Origin of the sequence: Microtetraspora sp. AC03309, from assembly GCF_020826795.1 — a bacterium.
GTDB lineage: Bacteria > Actinomycetota > Actinomycetes > Streptosporangiales > Streptosporangiaceae > Microtetraspora > Microtetraspora glauca.
In genome coordinates this window covers 1-15,665 of the sequence record NZ_JADDIL010000017.1, presented here as the reverse complement: position 1 = coordinate 15,665, position 15,665 = coordinate 1, and the positions used below count along the sequence as shown (strand labels likewise).

Below are 15,665 nucleotides of genomic sequence, written 5' to 3'. Positions count from 1 at the left end.
TGAACTTTGCAGCACGTGCGGGGCTCACGTCTTATCCCAGAGATATATAAACCCGGTGTTATGGCGTAATAGATTTAGCGTATGCAACTGGAGTTACGGCATCTGCGGGCATTATGTGTCATCGCCGACGCGGGCAGTCTCAGCAAGGCGGCGGCGTCCCTGGGGATCTCACAGCCCGCCCTCACCGCCCAACTCCACCGGATCGAGTCGGCGCTCGGCGGCCAGGTCTTCCGGCGCAGCAGGCTGGGCGTGACGCCGACCCCGTTCGGGCAGTTCGTGCTCACCCGCGCCAGGTCCGCGGTGCACACCGTGGACGAGCTGACGGCGGGCGCCCTGCCGTACGGCGGGCAGGCACGCGTGGCCCGGATCGGCGGCTATGCCAATCCGCTGCTCAGCGGCCTGCTCCGGCGCCTGTTCGACGTCCCCGGTGTGGCGATCACCGTGCACACCGAGCACTCGCCGCGGCTGCTTCTGGACCTCCTGGCCTCGCGGCGGCTGGACGCGGCGACCCTCCTCGATTATCCGGGCCATGAGCTGCCGGTGTTGCCCTCGGTCGGCATGCGGCCCGTCGGGATGGAGCCCGTCTTCGTCGCGATGGCGGACAACCATCCCCTCGCGGTGAAGGAGGAGGTGTCCCTCGCCGAGCTGGCGGGCGACGACTGGGTGCTCTCGCCGCCGGACGGGGTCGGCTGGCCGGAGTGCTTCGTGACCACCTGTAGGGACGCGGGTTTCAACCCCAGAGTGCCCCACATCATGGTCGAGCTGCAGATGATCCGTGACCTCATCGCGCGGGGGCACGCGATCTCACCCTGCCAGGCCACCTTCCAGGCGAGTGCGGGAATCGTGGTGCGCTCGCTCGCGGGAACGCCGCTGTGGGTCAGGCATCTGGTGGCCTGGCGCCACGACGGCGCGCTCGCGCACCGGGCCGAGGAACTCGCGCTCCTCGCCGCCGACGCCCACAGGGAGTTTCTCGCGGGCCAGCCGCATTACACCGCCTGGCAGGCGCGCAAGGGAGAACCGGCCGGGTCGTGACCCCGTGTCACAGCAACCCCAAGGCGTCCTGCTCGCCGCGGCTCTCGATGACCTTGTTGATCGCGTCCACCATCTCCTGCCGGCTGTAGCTGCGGTCGGGCATCTCGTTCAGATGCGTCAGCATGTCGGCTGGTAGGCGTACGTTCGCGGACGCCGAGGCGTACACCTCGCGGCGGGTGGCCCGGTCGCGGTCCCGGAAGACCTCGTCCAGGACCTTCTGCATCTCCTCAAGCGCGGCACGGTCAGGCATGCCCACCCCTCCTTCGGTATGCAGCGGCTCCTACCCGCACACGCACTGAGCACGCGTGGGCGGGCGCCCGGTCAGTACGACTTGAGGGAGACGGAGGTGGCCGCCTTGTGGATCTTCTCCGTGATGCGCCTGGCCATGGCGGAGGAACCGGGCAGGTGCGGCAGCAGGCGGAGCATGAACATCTGGAACCTGATCTGGAACCCCGACTTCATGACCATGCCCTTGAGGTTGCCCTCGGCGAGGTCCTGGTTGGCCGTGACGAAGGGCCGCAGTTCGCGCTCGTACGCGGCGAACGCGACGGTGTGGTCACCGGCCGCCGCGGCCAGTTCCCCGGCCAGGACGTACGCGCCGACGAGGGAGAGGCTGGTGCCCTGCCCCGAGGCCGGGGACGCGCAGTAGGCGGCGTCGCCGACCAGGGCGACCCGGCCCTTGGACCAGGTGTCCATGTGGATCTGGCTGAGGGAGTCGTAGTAGAAGTCCGGGGCGTCGGCCATGGCGTCGAGCAGCCGGGGAACCTCCCAGCCGAGGTCGGCGAACCGCTCGGCGACGGTCGTCTTCTGCCCCTCGACGTCGTCGCGGTCGCGGGCCGGCCCCTCCGACGCGAAGAGGAACATCGCCCGGGCGTCGGCGGCGCGCGCCGTGGCGTACATGAGCGCCGTGCCGCCCGGCACGGCCCGGCCCATCTCGGTGCGGTCCAGGTTCAGGTGGTTGGGCACCGTGAAGATCGAGATGTGGTGGCCGAGGTCGCGGACGAACCGCCCCTCGTCGCCGAAGGCCAGCCCGCGGACGTTGGAGTGCAGGCCGTCGGCGCCGACGACCAGGTCGAAGACGCGTGAGGGACCACGCTCGAACGTGACGAGCACGCCGTCGTCGGTCTCGGTCAGCGAGGTGATCGAGTCGCCGAAGACGTACTCCACCCGGCCGGCGGTCGCCTCGTGGAGGAGGCGGCCGAGGTCGCCGCGCATGATCTCCACGTCGGCGTCCTCGCGGCCGCCGAAGAGCTCGGCGTCCATGGTGGCGAGCACCTTGCCGTGGGCGTCCACGAAGTGGGCCGCCTTCATGTCGGTGCTCAGCGCCCGCACCTTGGGCAGCAGGCCCATGCGCTCGACGACGTCGAGGGCGACGCCGCGAATGTCGATCTTGTAGCCGCCGTCGCGCGGAGCGGGGGCGCGCTCCACGACCGTCGGGGCGAAGCCGTACTCGCTCAGCCAGTACGCGAGCGTGGGGCCGGCGATGCTCGCACCGGAGATCAGGACCGTCTTCATGGGGGCTCCCTCGGGCTTGTCGGGTTCATCCGCTCTGTCCGTACGTCACCGACTGTACAACTGTCTCAGAAGTCTGTCTAATACAAATGTCTCAGACGGTGGGGTAGGGTGCGGGGCATGGGAAATCGCGAAGACCTGCTGGCCGGAGCCAAGCGCTGCCTGTACGAGAAGGGCTACACACGCACGACCGCGCGTGACATCGCGGCGGCCTCCGGCACCAGCCTGGCCTCGATCGGCTATCACTTCCGGTCCACGAAGGCGCTGCTCAACGAGGCGCTCTTCGACACCATGCGGGAGTGGGGCGAAGAGCTGGAGCGTGCGCTCGGGACCGACACGGGCATGCGCCCGGGCTCGCGGGAGCGGTTCGAGGAGATCTGGGACCGGGTGGCCGGGTCGTTCGCGGCCCAGCGTCCGCTCTGGACCACCCAGTTCGAGGCGATCACCCAGCTCGACCACCTGCCCGAGATGCGCGAGGCGTTCGGCACGGGGCTGGAGGAGGCGAGACGCGGGCTCGCCGAGATCTTCGACCCGGACGCCGACGCCGAGACCCTGCGGGTGACCGGGCGGCTCTACCAGACGCTGCTCAGCGGTCTGCTCTCCCAGTGGTTGATCGACCCCGAGCGCGCGCCCTCCGGCCGCGACCTCGCCGAGGCCGTCAGAGCGGTCGCCGCCGGCTTCGACCGCTGACCACCGGCGCCCGAACGCCATCGGCTACCTCGACATGGCCGTACGCGGCCGACCGGCCTGCGAGACCCCGAGACCGCGCGCAACCGGGAACAGGGCATCGCGCCCACGCTCGGCATCCCGTCGGCGTCGGCCTCTTCTGCCCACCTCGGATAATCGTGGTCGCGGTCAGGGGACCGGCTCCCGGGGCTTCCCGCGCGAGGGCGTGTAGAGGATTTCCACGTCCTTGTCGCCGGGGGCGGGCGTGCGGGCGAGGACCGCCGTCGTCTCGCCGGAGAGGCCGACCACTGCGGCCCGATATCCCGTGCCCTCACGCTGCCACAGGATCAGGTGCTCGTCGTCGTACCAGCCGAGCACGCGGACGAAGCCGGCCTCGATCCACGCGAGGAGCCGCCCGCCGTCCGACTCACGGACGCACAGGCCGGTGGGCCTGCCGTAGCAGCGGGTGAGGAAGCGGGACCGGCTCGGAGAGAGCGGGTCCCGGATCTCGGAGACCTCGTCCCCCACCTCGGCCAGCTCGCTCACGGTGCGTCCGGACAGGTCCAGGAAGCGCAGGCCCGGGGGACGCTCGTGGGCGTAGTACTCGTACGGGACCGCGACGGTCCGGCCGTCGCCGTGCCACCGGTAGGCGTCCAGGTCGCCCTTCTTGTCCGTCACCTTCACCCGATGGGTCGTGCCGGAGACGGGATCCACGACGACGAAGCCGTTCGGCTGCCATTCGTCCTCCCAGGTCGTGAGCAGCAGCCCGGCGGGCGACCAGGACGGAGTGCTCGCCCCCGGCGGCACGGCGACGCGGCGGGCATGTCCCGTCGTCCGGTCGACGATCTCCACCCTCGAAGGGGAAGGGAAGCTGACGAGCCAGCGGTCGTCGGGCGAGACGGACACCCGCCTGCCGGGCGCCGGGAGGAACCGGCCCAAGCTGTCGCGCAGACGCAGCACACCGTCCTCGCGATATCCGGCGACGGAGACTGATCCCGCCGGGTCATCCCATACGGTGACAGAGGTGCCGGGCAGGACCGTCATGCGGCGCTCGGAGGAGGCCGGGACGGGGCCCGGGCGCGGACCGGCGATCTCGTGGACGACGGGCGGCGCCGCGCCCAGGCGGCCGACGGCCTCGGCGGCGAGCGCGGGCAGCCGGTCCCGCAACGGCAGGTACGGCGAGGAGACCCACATGATGTGGGAGCCCTCGCGCGCGACGACCATCGAGGAGCGCGGGCCGGCCGCGTAGGCCTCCTCGCCGATGTCGTCCACGGGGATCGTCCCCAGCGCGGCGCCCAGTTCCCGGAACAGCTCCGAGGCGTTCTCGTCGTTCGCGGCGGTCCAGACCCCCACGGTGAACCGCAGCCCCGCCCGGTCGGTGTACGCGCAGAGCGTGGCCGGTGGCCGGCCGAGCGGGCGGAGGGTCACCCCGGGCCCCGGCCGTACGAGTCGGCAGGGGTCGGGCTCGGGCCGCGCCGAGGGCAGTGCGAAGGGCAGTGCGAAGGGCAGTGCGAAGGGCAGGGCCGGGCTCGGGCTCGGGAGATCGACGGCGGTGAGGGCGAGCCAGGCCGGTCGCCCCGGAGCGGCCGTGACGCGGGATTCGACGAACACCGTCCTGCCTTTGAACGCGAACGGCTGTCCGCTCACGGGCAGCACGGCCCGGCCGAGTGCCGCGCCGTCGACGTCGATCAGATCGACCGGCCGGCCGGGGACGTCGACCTCGTTCACGAAGGCCAGAGCCCACCGGCCGTCCGCGACGATCGTGCCGTGCCGCGCCGCGTCGCCGTTACGGGTGGGCCCTTCGACGAGATGCCATGGCGCGCTCCCGCCGTCGGCGGACACGCCACTGATCACCTCGGCCCCCCCGGCGTCGCGCGCGACCAGCAGCCGGTCGTCCGCCGATGCCGGCCACGCGCACAACTCCACACAGGGCACGGGAGCCGTGATCTCACGGCCGTCGGCGGCGGCCAGAAGCGCGACGCGGTCGTCCCCGGCCGCCACCACGACCCCGTCCAGGAGGCGGACGTCCCAAAGCGAGGCGAGGTCCCGGCGCCAGCGCGGCCGCCCGGAGGCGGGGTCGAGCGCGAAGATTGTGTCCCGGCCGCAGGTGACGGTTACGACCATGACCGCGGCGTCCGCCGCCGAGAAACGCGGCACGGCGCACCCGCGGGGCGGCCGCCACGTCCACCGCGTTTCACCGGTCGCCGGGTCGAGCCCGGCCAGCGATCCCTCGGCCGTCCACGCCGGAAGGGCCGGAACGTTCCCTCCCTTGTACGGGCCGCGCCACACGCCCGCCCGGCCGAGGCCGTCACGTCGCCAGATCGGCCGCCCGTCCACCCGGGAGAGGGCCTCGACGGCGGGGAGGTCGCCGGTGGGCGAGGGCCGCGAGCGGGCCAGCACCACCGCGCCGCCCGGCGCCAGCCAGTCCACGACCTGCGCGTCCTGGAGGGAGCGCCGCCAGCGCTCGGTCCCGTCGGCCGCGTCCAGTACCGCAGCGACCGCGCTGGTGACCACGACCACGTCGCCGCCCGCGAAGGCCGCCTCGCCCATCAGCGGGGCCGGATAGGCCGCCCGCCACAGGGTGCGCGTCCCGTCGTCGCCGGGCGGCGAGGAGGCGGGCGGCGCGGCCATGAGCAGGACGAGCGCGCCGGCCCCGGCGAGCGCCCGACGCAGGCGTGCCGTCAGCATGACCGGTTTCTCTTCGCCACCCTGAACACGCTGGTCAGGCCCCGCTGGTCGTAGGCCACGCGGTATGTCCGGGCCTCTCCGGTGATCCGGAACGGCTGCCCATCCCGGTCCGTGACGTACGCGTGCTGGACCGTGAGGTCGTCGCCGTAGACGTAGTCGATCTGGACGTCCCACTCGTAGGCCCGCCTGGCGGCCTCGGCGGTGATCTCCACTGTGGCCCGCTCGCCGTACGCGAGGTCGATGTTCTTTTTCAGGAAGCGCGCCCCTCGCTTGGCCGTGCCTCCGGGGGCGAGCGCGTCGAGGTCGGCGACGATCGCGAATACATCGGCGCTGCCCGCGTTCGGCATGACGAAGCAGGTGCCGGACGCGTTGGGCATCGACTTCCGGACGCGGGGGCGTACGTCGACGATCCTGATCGTGTCGCGCCGCTCCCCGCGCAGCACCAGTGTCACGTTCATCGACCCGATCCGGGCGCCCCGCTCCCTGCGGATGAAGTCCACCAGCTTCGTCTCGTCGGGGTCGCCCTGAAGGATGCGCCGGGGGCCGCCGGTGATGGCGTCGCGGAAGGCGAAGGCGTCGCCCTCCTCCACCGGCGAGTACGCGATGGCGGTGATGCGCGGCCGGTCCTGGTGATCGGCCCACATGTCCTGCAGCCAGGGCCAGACCCCGAGGACGATGCCTCCGATGATCGAGGCCAGCGCGGCGCCCATCGTGCCGACCAGCCACACCGCGGGCTTCTTCAGCGCTCTCAACGCCCGGCCACGCGGAACATCGCCGGCGGCGCCGTCCGGAGCATCGGCGTCACGCGTCATCGACTCCTCCTTCGAGCCGGGCCGCGACCAGTTCGGCGGCGCGGAGCGCGGTGTCCTTCTCCCCGAGCGCCTCGACCAGGACGACCGTTTTCCGGGCGCGCAGCGCGACGGCGTCCTCCAGGTCGTCCACCCAGTAGGCCCGGTCGGCCAGATCGGGGCCGCCCGGCGTGGACCGCTGGCTCAGCCCCGACATGGTCTCGTCGGCGGCCGCCTCCGAGGCGTACACCCAGTTGACGGTGACCGTGACCTCCAGCCGCCCGGCCCGTAGCGGGAGGAGCCGGCAGGAGACCGGCGTCGTCAGACCGAGCTCCACGGGCCCGGGAACGGGGATCGTGCGGTAGGCGGTCCCCGTACGGGCCGTGAGCGCCTCGGGGGAGAGCAGGGCACACGGATCGGGCCACGCGGTCGCGGGCACCCCGCCCCGCGCACCCCACCCGCCGCCCTCGGCGATCGCGCGGACGGCGTCGTCCTCGGTCAGGGGCTGGCTGACGACAGTGACCAGGCGTCCGGTGGAGGCATCCAGGACGTCGAGCGTGGTGAAGCCTCCAACCTCCTGATGGAGCGGATACGGCCAGGAGCGGAAGACGAAGACCAGGCCGCGCCGTTCGTCGAAACCCGAGATCCACGCGTTGCGGTAGGTCCGTGTGGCGACTGCCCGGCCCGAGTCCCGCCGGATGACGGTGACGGAGGCGCGGTCGTCGTCCGTCCAAAGTGCGAACACGGCGGCCGGAGTGACGAGGGCGTCGCAGTAACATTCTCCCGAGACCCGGTCGAAGATCACCCGCCCGGCGGGATCGACCAGCGTGATCGAGTTCTGCGCGCGGATGACCGCCACTCCCCGCTCGATCCGCAACTCGGTGCGGCCCGCAGGGGCGACGGCGATGTCGGCGCGCGGCGCCCCGGTGTGGGAGTCGAAGCGGAGCAGCCGGGTACGCCCGCCCTCGCAGTGGACGAGCAAGGTGATCTCGTCCTCGGTCACCAACTCGCGGGGGATGTCCCAATCCTCGCTCCTGTCGGAGTCGTCCCCCGCTTCGGAGTTCCCGTTCATGTGCGTGTCCCGGCCGAGGCTGCGGCATCCGGCGGGAAGCCGTGTCTCCCAGCCGAGCGTGCCGTCGGCCAGGTCGAGGGCGTGGATCACGCCTAGCGCGGGCACATCCACGATCGTCCGGCCGCCCGCCGCACCGAGGACGTAGAAGTAGGGGCGGCCGCCGTCGTCCTCCCCCCGCCCGGACGTGATCGCCCATCGGACGACTCCCGTGGTCGCGTCGAGGACCGTGATCCTGCGCGGCCGTTCCTCCGCCTGGTAGTGCTCCTCGTCGGGATCGGCCGCAGCCGCCACGGAGTCCAGAATGAGGGACCTCCCGTACAGAAGCCGGTCCGCGGCCCGGTCGCCCACCATGAGACGGGTCGACTTCGACCGCCACAGCAGCCGGTCCGCACGGTCGTGGCCTTCGTACGCCGTGGCGTTCCTGGTGACCGTGATGCCGGACGGGGGCGGCGGGTGTCGAACCGGCGCGGGCGCGGGCCGGGGGCCGGGCGCGAGTACGAGGAGGAGGAACATCAGGAGCGCCGACCTCGCCGCGGCTTTTCCCCATCCGAGAGCCGCGGTTTTTCCCCGCGGGAGAAACGACCGGGAGGCGGGTCGGATCCGGAAAGCAGCCAAAGGTCCTCGCCGCGTACGACGCCGTTGTGAGGGGAGCGCCCTCATGATGAGGACCCCGTCAGGCCGGCACAAGACCCATTTCGCGCGGCATGGTGTGATATTCGGAACCGCTATCGATTCGCTCGATAAGGTATTCCGTAAATGGGATGTTCGAGGCGGTTGTTTCTCCGGCTCGGCGGTGCCGCCATGGCCGGAGCGCTGGCTTCGGGATGCACCGAGGAGCGCGCCGGGAACGCGTGGGACGACGCCTTCGCCCTCGTACGCCGCCGATGGCGGGACGTGACGGCGGGATCGGGGTTCGACGCGGAGGCCGAGCCGTACCGGACCAGGCTGGCGAGGCTGGGAGCCGCGGCGGCCGGACACCGGGACGCCATGGCGCCGGCCGACGCGTCGCTCTGGCCCGATCTGCCGTTTCCCTCCCTCACCGAGACCCCGGTGCGGCTGCGGACCATGGCCCGCGCGTACGCCCTGGAGGGGACCGGTCTGACCGGCGACGCGAGCCTGGCCGCGGCCGTCGCCACCGGCATCGACCACTACCGGCGGCGGGTGTACACCGAGGGCGCGGACCCGGTCGGCAACTGGTGGGACTGGCAGATCGGTACCCCCAGGAAGCTCCTCGACGCGGCTGTGCTGATCGGTCCCCATCTGACGAACCGGCAGAGTGGCGCGCTGCGGGACGCGGTGGACCACTTCGTCCCCGAATGCCGCCTGAACGACTACAGCGGGACCAGCACCGGGGCCAACCGGGTGGACCTGTGCACGGTGATGCTGCTGCGCGCCATCCTCAGATCCGACCCGGACAAGGCCGCGCTGGCCGTCTCGGCGCTCTCCCCGGTCTTCCCGTACGTTCACGAGGGCGACGGCTTCTACCGCGACGGATCCTTCATCCAGCACACCTTCGTCCCTTACCAGGGCGGGTACGGGGCGGTGACGCTGTCCGGCCTCGCGACGCTGTTCGCGGTGGTGCGCGGCTCGCCGTGGGAGATCACCGACCCGAACCGGCAGATCGTCTTCGACATGGTCGAGAGGTCCTTCGCGCCGGTCGTCCACGACGGCTTCTGCATGGACCTCGTCAGCGGGCGTGGGATCGGAAGGGAACCGTACGGCGACCACAGGAAGGGGCGCGGCATCGCCTCCTCGATCCTGCTGCTGGCGGAGGCGGCCACCGCCGCCGAGCGGGACCGCTGGCAGCGGATGGTCAAAGGGTGGGCGTCGCGAAACACCTCCGTACCCATGCTCAAGGCGGCCGAGAGCAGCGACCTGGGGTTTCACGCCCGCCTCGCCGCGGTGCTGGACGACGACGCGATCCCCGCGGCCGAGGAACCCGTCGGGCACCGGCTGATGGCGATGAGCGCCCGCGCCGTCCATCGCCGCCCGGGATGGTGCGCGGGGCTCAGCATGGCGTCCTACCGGATCGGCCACTACGAACACGGCAACGGCGAGAACCCGCGTGGCTGGCACACGGGTTCAGGAACGCTCTACTGGTGGGGCGAGGGCCACGGCGACCAGTACTCCGACGCCTTCTGGTCCACCGTCGATCCCTACCGCCTGCCGGGCACGACGGTCTCCACCCGGCGACTGGCCGACGGCGCCGGTGAGGGGTGGGGCGACACCTGCCCGCCGGGCCGCTGGGTGGGCGGCGCCACCGACGGCATGTACGCGACGGTCGGCCAGCACCTGAACGGCTTCGAGAGCACGATGGAGGCCTTCAAGTCGTGGTTCTTCCTCGATGACGCCGTGATCTGCCTGGGCGCCGCGATCAGCGGCCGGGACGGCGTACCGGTCGAGACGATCGTGGACAACCGCAGAACCGACGCGCTCCTCACCGTCGACGACGCGGCGGGCTGGGCCCACCTGGAGGGGCATGGCGGCTACGTGCTGCCCGGTGGCGCCCGCCTCAAGACGCTGTGCGAGCAACGTGCGAGCGGGTCGGTGACCAGGATCTATGCGACTCTCTGGCTCGACCACGGTGTGGACCCCAGCTCGGCCGGCTATGTCTACCTCCTTCTGCCGGGGGCGAGCCTCGCGGAGACCCGGACCCGCGCCGCCGACACCGGCTGGGCGCGCGTGCTCGCCAACACCGCACGCACGCAGGGTGTGGAGGTGCCGTCCCTCGGGATCACCGCGGTCAACTTCTGGAACGAGGGAGCCGTCGGCGGCCTGTCCGCCTCCGCCCCGTGCGCGGTCCTCGTCAGAGAGAGGGGCGACGGTACGGCCACGCTGGCCGTGTCGGACCCTCGGCGCGACCTGAGCGAGTTGACCGTGACCTGGGATCGGCCGGTCGCCGCGGTGCTCCACGGGGATCCGCTCCTGGCGAGTGCCGCGACCGGCGCGACACTCGCCCTCACCTTCGAGCGCCTCGCCGCCCACGGCGGCGGCTCCTCGACCGTCACCGTACGGCTCTAGCGTCACCTGCCCGTCGACGCGAGTCTCGCGTGCAGGCGGGCGGCCTCCGCCGGAGGGACGAGCTCGCGCAGCGCGAGCCACGCCGCGGCCCCAGCACCGTCCCCTGCCACCGCGACCGGCACCTCCGGGGCCAGGGCCACGGGCGCATGGGCGATTGTTTTCGTCGCGATCACTCCTGTCCCGGAGATCAGCACGGTGCCCGAGGGCGAGGGAGAGCCGGCGGCGAAGGCGACCACGACGTCACCCATGACCCGCGGCGCACGGGCGAGACCGGTGTCAGCGAAATTCCCGCTCGAACGCCGCCAGGGCGGACGACTCGCGCAGCAGGCCGGATCCCGCCATCCCGACGACCGGGCGGTGAAGGGGTGATCCCGCTCCCGCTCGCTTGCCCGCCCACCTTGGACGATTGAAGGCACGCGGCGTGGAGATCGGCCCGGTGATCTCCACACCGGAGCTGTGAACCTGTGGACGATCAGGCCTCGGGCGACTGCGAGGCAGGGATCGGCGCCGGCGCGTACACCAGCTCCAGCACGCCGTTGGCGATGGCCCGCGAACTCACCAGGGCGAGCCCGATCGATTCGGCCGTTTCGTCGAACAACCGCTGACCACGGCCGACCACGATCGGGTGCACCAGCAGCCGCAGTTCGTCGAGCAGGCCGTCGCGCAGCAGCGTGCGCACCAGGGTCGGGCTGCCCGTGATCGAGATGTCCTTGCCCGGCTGCGCCTTGAGCGCCGTGAGCTGAGCGTTCACGTCCCCACCGATGATCGTGGTCGGCTCCCACGTCGCCTTGTCGAGCGTGGTGGAGACGACGACCTTCTGTACCCCGTTCATGAAGTCGGCAGGGGGCACGTCACTGCTCTGGTGCGGCCAGTACTCGGCGAAGGCCTCGTACGTGTGACGGCCCAGCAGCATGGTGTCCGTCTCCGCCATCTGGCCGCCGACCACCTCGCCCATGTCATCGCTGAAGTACGGGAAGTGCCACTGGTCCGGTGCCTCGACCACGCCGTCGAGCGAGATGAACAGCCCCGCAACAATCTTCCTCATCACTGATCCCTGCCTCTCTTGTCCCGTGTGCCTCCCCACCCTCCCACCGACAACTTTTTTCGTCAAGACAAATTTTCTATTCGGAGCGGACGTCGTCCGATGGATCACTGAGATCCGTCGGCCAGGCGGTCAGGCACTACTCGGGCGGTCGGTCTGGAAGGCATTGAGGGTGGCCTGCAGGCGGGCCTCGGGCAAGCCCTCCGGGTTGTCGTCGGTCAGCTTCAGGAAGGGCAAGGTGGAGGAGATGAACGCGGCGCGCGCGATGCGGTTCTCCCCGTGGCGGGCCAGATAACGGGCGATCTCGGCGCCGCCGACGGAGTGGCCGATCAGGATCACGTCACTCAGGTCGAGGTGCTCAAGCAGAGCCCTATGTCTGGCTCGCGGTGCCGTACGAACCTGGAGGACCGCGACCACCGCGGCACAGCGGGCTCTGCCAGGGGCTGTTCGTAGTTCGGATCAGGGGAGGGGCCGGCAGGCGCTATCAGCCGCGGTGGTCGCCGGCAGCGTGAACACCGTGATTCGAACGACGAAAAGGCCCGAGCGCAGCTCCGACAAACCGAATCGCGTCCCGCGTCCGAGCGTCAGCCGCCGGCCCAACGTGCCCTGCGCCTTCAACGAGCCGGAACTCATGGGCGATGTCGAGCTCCGTGAGTACTCCATGCAGATAGTCCGCTCCCTCGTGCAGGAGAAACTCGTCGGCGGCACCGCAATCCACCAGGATCGGAAGAGCGGCGCCGCGGATCCTGTCGGCGTTGAAACGTGCTCTCCCGTAGACGGAATTACCGACGTACGTATCGGCGTCGCCGGATCCGTTCGCCATGGCCTGGTGAAGATCGCCCAATACAGAGGGCCGATTCGGCTGGGGAACGTCCTCCGGCGTCTCGCCGGGGAACACGGCAGGCGAGATTGCCGCGACTGCCGCGAAGCGATCCGGATCACCGAAGGCCACCTTGAGGGCCCCATAGCCTCCCATCGACGCGCCGATGAGGGCCGTTTCGGTGAAGGGCCCATACTTCACCGCAAGATGCTCAGGGAACTCATCGGTGATCAACGCCTCCCACGAGGCTCCGTCCGGCCAGTCCATATAGAAACCTCCAGCTGTGGGAGTGCTCGGGCACGCGACAACAGCGCGAGGAAATTCGCCTCGCTGGAAGAGGTCCTCGTAGAACGGCCTCGCGAGTTCCAGTGACGCTGATGACGACATCGCGCCGTGGAGGTGGAGTACGAGCGGGAGCCGTTCGCCCTCCTCCCAGTCGGACGGGAGGAGGACCTGATAGTCGACATCGCTACTGGCTGATGTCGATGCGAAGTGGTCCCTGGCGATGCACATGGATGGGTCGTTCATGAGTCCTTCTCGTGGAGGGCGTCGGGGGTGCCGCATGCGGGCCACCTCGGCGCATGCGGCGCGATAGCCAGATTATTACCAACATGGTAAACTTACCATCATGGTAAATGTAGGCCTTCGGGAGCGCAAGCGCGTAGAGACCCGGCAACGCATCTCAGACCGTGCGACGCGGCTGTTCGAGCGCGATGGCTTCGAGAACGTCACATTGGCGCAGGTCGCGGAGGCGGCGGACGTCTCCGTGAAGACTGTGACCAACTACTTCGGGGCGAAGGAAGACCTGTTCTTCGACGCTGAGCCCGCGATCCTCGATGCCTTCGTTGACGCGCTTCGGCATCGCGCGTCGGTGTCGGCGACAACCACTCTCCGGCCGATGATTCTCGACGGCCCGCTGCTCACCGCTCCGTGTCCGTGGGCTGGGGTCGACGCCGACATGTGGAACGCGATGCGTGTCTGGGCCCAATGTGAATTCGACTCTCCGACGCTGAGAACTCGTCGCGCTGCGATTCTTCAGTCGTGGTTGGATCCGCTGGCGGCCGCCGGCGGATCGGCGCCGTGGGCGGCTCTGATGGTCGGCGCTCTGGTACTCCGCCATGATCTCCTTCAGCGAGGATTCCTCGGTGGGGCGGAGCCGACCGAGGTCGAACGGCGGGTCAAAGATGTCGTTGGGCAAGCACTTGACGCCATTGAGCGAGGCTTTGGGCACGTCTGAGCCGTCGATCGCCAGGGTGCCAGGACGTTGAGTGCAGTCAGCGCCCGGCCGACCGGGAAGCCGCTGCCCAGGCCCAGGACCTCGTCGGCATCGCCCTGATCGCGGCGGACGTCGCGTCCCACTGGGGCGTATGACTTTCTTGTTTTTCCGCAATATTCAGTACATGCTGAACATTGTGGAAAAGGGGAGCGAGACGCCAGAGGACCGGAAGCGGATCCTGCAGTGGGTGGAGCGGGCGGCGGCGTTCTGCATGGACGAGTACGCCGTGCCGCCCATCGCCGGCCGGGTGCTGGCGTGGCTGATGATCTGTGACCCGCCGGAGCAGTCGGCCGGGCAGATCGCCGACGCGATCGGCGCGAGCCGGGCGTCGCTGGCCACCAGCATGCGCCTGCTCATCGACGCCGGGTTCGTGCGCCGCCGCACCCGCCCCGGGCAGAAGACCCACTACTTCCAGGTCGACGACGACGCCTGGGAACGGGTCGTCCGGCGCAGGGTCGCGGGCCTGGCCGCCTTCCGTGAGATCACTGCACAGGGCATGGACGTGGCCGGCGGCGACCCGGCGCGCACCCGGCGGCTGCGGGTGGCGCACGACGTCTTCGACTGGATGGACAAGGCATTCACGAGCATGCCGGGGCCGGCGCATGAGAGGGACGCCGATGAGTCGTGAGCGGAGCCGGTCGGCGATCGTGGTGGGGGCCGGGATCGGCGGGCTGGCCACGGCCATCGCCCTGCGGCGTACCGGGTGGAGCGTGACCGTGCTGGAGCGGGCGCCGCACCTGCGGGAGGCCGGCGCGGGCTGGTCGTTCGCGCCGAACGCGATGCGCGCGGCCGACGCCCTGGGCGTCGGCGAGGAGTTCCGTGCCTGCTCGGTGCCCACCGAGGCGGGCTCCACGATGCGCCTGCCCGGCGGCGGGCACCTGATGCGCTTTCAGCCGGGCGGAGACCCGCCGCTGCTCGCCAACCACCGCGCCGACCTGCAGCGCGCGCTGGCCCGGCACGTGCCGGCCGACCGGCTGCGCACCGGCGCGGAGGTCACCGGCGTCCGCCAGGACGCCGACGGCGTCACGGCAACTCACGCCGACGGCTCCGAGCTGCGGGCCGACCTGCTGATCGGTGCCGACGGCATCCACAGCACGGTACGCCGCCGCATGTGGCCGGACGCCCCCGAACCGGTCTTCCAGCGCATCCTGTGCTGGCGCGGAGTGACCCGTCCGGGCTCGGTCCGGCCAGTAGGCGGGTTCCAGACCTGGGGACGCGGCGCCCGGTTCGGCGCGCACCCGTTGACCGGCGAGCGCGTGTTCTGGTTCCTCGCCGTCCGGCAGGAGGAGCCGGGCCTGCGCTTCGACGACGATCTCGGTGAGGTACGGCGTCGCACCCGCGGCTGGCACGAGCCGATCCCGGCCCTGCTGGCCGCCACACCGCCCGAGGCGGTGCTCTGCCACGACATCTACGACCTGGACCCGCTGCCCTCCTACGCGGCCGGCCGCATCGCGTTGCTGGGCGACGCCGCCCACGCGATGACCCCGTTCCTGGCCCAGGGCGCCTGCCAGGCGCTGGAGGACTCCGTCGTCCTGGCGGCCGAGACCGCCCGCCCCGGCCCCGTGTCGCGGCTGCTGGACCGCTACGACCTGGCCCGCCGCACCCGAACCCAGCAGGTGCAGAAGATGGCCAGGACCGACCCCAGGCTCAGCCTGTCCACCAGCCCGGCGACCTACCGGCTCATGACCGCGATGACCCGCCTGGCCTCCCCCGGCGTGGCCCGCCGCAAGAGCGCCCGGCTCTGGGAC

Annotated in this window: 15 protein-coding genes; 6 read left to right on the top strand and 9 right to left on the bottom strand. The window is 70.8% G+C overall.

Features of this window, described 5'->3' with window-relative positions; genetic code table 11:
- Nucleotides 1-81 precede the first annotated feature (81 nt).
- Complete coding sequence (locus IMZ11_RS12200) at nt 82-1,032, top strand: LysR family transcriptional regulator (RefSeq protein WP_228640809.1); 951 nt, start codon at nt 82-84, stop codon at nt 1,030-1,032.
- Between the two features lie 7 nt (nt 1,033-1,039).
- Here IMZ11_RS12200 and IMZ11_RS12195 read toward each other — a convergent pair whose 3' ends face one another.
- Together IMZ11_RS12195 and IMZ11_RS12190 are read right to left on the bottom strand one after the other, a co-directional pair.
- The gene (locus IMZ11_RS12195; RefSeq protein ID WP_228640807.1) at nt 1,040-1,282 is read right to left on the bottom strand and encodes a hypothetical protein; all 243 of its coding nucleotides are present in this window, start codon (nt 1,280-1,282) and stop codon (nt 1,040-1,042) included.
- A gap of 71 nt (nt 1,283-1,353) precedes the next feature.
- Nucleotides 1,354-2,547 carry an FAD-dependent monooxygenase gene (locus IMZ11_RS12190; protein ID WP_228640805.1) on the bottom strand — a complete coding sequence of 398 codons (1,194 nt, stop codon included), beginning with the start codon at nt 2,545-2,547 and terminating at the stop codon, nt 1,354-1,356.
- Between the two features lie 117 nt (nt 2,548-2,664).
- Between IMZ11_RS12190 and IMZ11_RS12185 the strand changes: the two genes are divergently transcribed.
- The gene (locus IMZ11_RS12185) at nt 2,665-3,234 is read left to right on the top strand and encodes a TetR/AcrR family transcriptional regulator (RefSeq protein ID WP_228640803.1); all 570 of its coding nucleotides are present in this window, start codon (nt 2,665-2,667) and stop codon (nt 3,232-3,234) included.
- A 165-nt stretch (nt 3,235-3,399) separates the two neighbouring features.
- On the opposite strand, the gene IMZ11_RS12180 is transcribed toward IMZ11_RS12185, so the two are convergent.
- Genes IMZ11_RS12180 through IMZ11_RS12170 form a run of 3 tightly spaced genes read right to left on the bottom strand, consistent with a single transcriptional unit; the run spans nt 3,400 to nt 8,271 of the window.
- A complete protein-coding gene (locus tag IMZ11_RS12180; protein ID WP_228640801.1) occupies nt 3,400-5,898 on the bottom strand; it encodes a PQQ-binding-like beta-propeller repeat protein in 2,499 nt (832 codons plus the stop codon).
- Nucleotides 5,892-6,710 carry a hypothetical protein gene (locus IMZ11_RS12175; protein ID WP_228640799.1) on the bottom strand — a complete coding sequence of 273 codons (819 nt, stop codon included), beginning with the start codon at nt 6,708-6,710 and terminating at the stop codon, nt 5,892-5,894. The genes IMZ11_RS12180 and IMZ11_RS12175 overlap by 7 nt, the downstream gene beginning before the upstream one ends.
- Complete coding sequence (locus tag IMZ11_RS12170) at nt 6,700-8,271, bottom strand: hypothetical protein (protein ID WP_228640797.1); 1,572 nt, start codon at nt 8,269-8,271, stop codon at nt 6,700-6,702. Before IMZ11_RS12170 ends, IMZ11_RS12175 begins: the two co-directional genes overlap by 11 nt.
- 288 nt (nt 8,272-8,559) lie before the next feature.
- Between IMZ11_RS12170 and IMZ11_RS12165 the strand changes: the two genes are divergently transcribed.
- A complete protein-coding gene (locus IMZ11_RS12165; RefSeq protein WP_228640795.1) occupies nt 8,560-10,779 on the top strand; it encodes a polysaccharide lyase 8 family protein in 2,220 nt (739 codons plus the stop codon).
- Between the two features lie 2 nt (nt 10,780-10,781).
- Here the strand turns inward: IMZ11_RS12165 and IMZ11_RS12160 are convergent, their stop codons facing one another.
- The 4 genes from IMZ11_RS12160 to IMZ11_RS12145 form a co-directional block, all read right to left on the bottom strand.
- Nucleotides 10,782-11,027 (bottom strand): hypothetical protein, encoded by a 246-nt coding sequence (locus IMZ11_RS12160; RefSeq protein WP_228640793.1) that lies wholly within the window; start codon nt 11,025-11,027, stop codon nt 10,782-10,784.
- Nucleotides 11,028-11,251: 224 nt separating this feature from the next.
- Complete coding sequence (locus tag IMZ11_RS12155; RefSeq protein ID WP_228640791.1) at nt 11,252-11,824, bottom strand: dihydrofolate reductase family protein; 573 nt, start codon at nt 11,822-11,824, stop codon at nt 11,252-11,254.
- Nucleotides 11,825-11,953: 129 nt separating this feature from the next.
- The gene (locus IMZ11_RS12150) at nt 11,954-12,238 is read right to left on the bottom strand and encodes an alpha/beta fold hydrolase (RefSeq protein ID WP_228640789.1); all 285 of its coding nucleotides are present in this window, start codon (nt 12,236-12,238) and stop codon (nt 11,954-11,956) included.
- Between the two features lie 67 nt (nt 12,239-12,305).
- Nucleotides 12,306-13,169, bottom strand: coding sequence for an alpha/beta hydrolase family protein (locus IMZ11_RS12145; RefSeq protein WP_228640786.1), 864 nt, complete (start codon nt 13,167-13,169; stop codon nt 12,306-12,308).
- A 100-nt stretch (nt 13,170-13,269) separates the two neighbouring features.
- Here IMZ11_RS12145 and IMZ11_RS12140 point away from each other — a divergent pair, with 100 nt between their 5' ends.
- The 3 genes from IMZ11_RS12140 to IMZ11_RS12130 form a co-directional block, all read left to right on the top strand.
- Nucleotides 13,270-13,878, top strand: a complete 609-nt coding sequence (locus IMZ11_RS12140) for a TetR/AcrR family transcriptional regulator (protein ID WP_228640784.1) — start codon at nt 13,270-13,272, stop codon at nt 13,876-13,878.
- A 163-nt stretch (nt 13,879-14,041) separates the two neighbouring features.
- Nucleotides 14,042-14,545: a GbsR/MarR family transcriptional regulator gene (locus tag IMZ11_RS12135; protein ID WP_228640782.1), complete on the top strand. Its 504-nt coding sequence runs from the start codon at nt 14,042-14,044 to the stop codon at nt 14,543-14,545.
- Nucleotides 14,535-15,665 (top strand): FAD-dependent oxidoreductase (locus tag IMZ11_RS12130; RefSeq protein ID WP_228640781.1); only part of this gene is annotated, 1,131 nt, incomplete at its 3' end. The genes IMZ11_RS12135 and IMZ11_RS12130, both read left to right, overlap by 11 nt.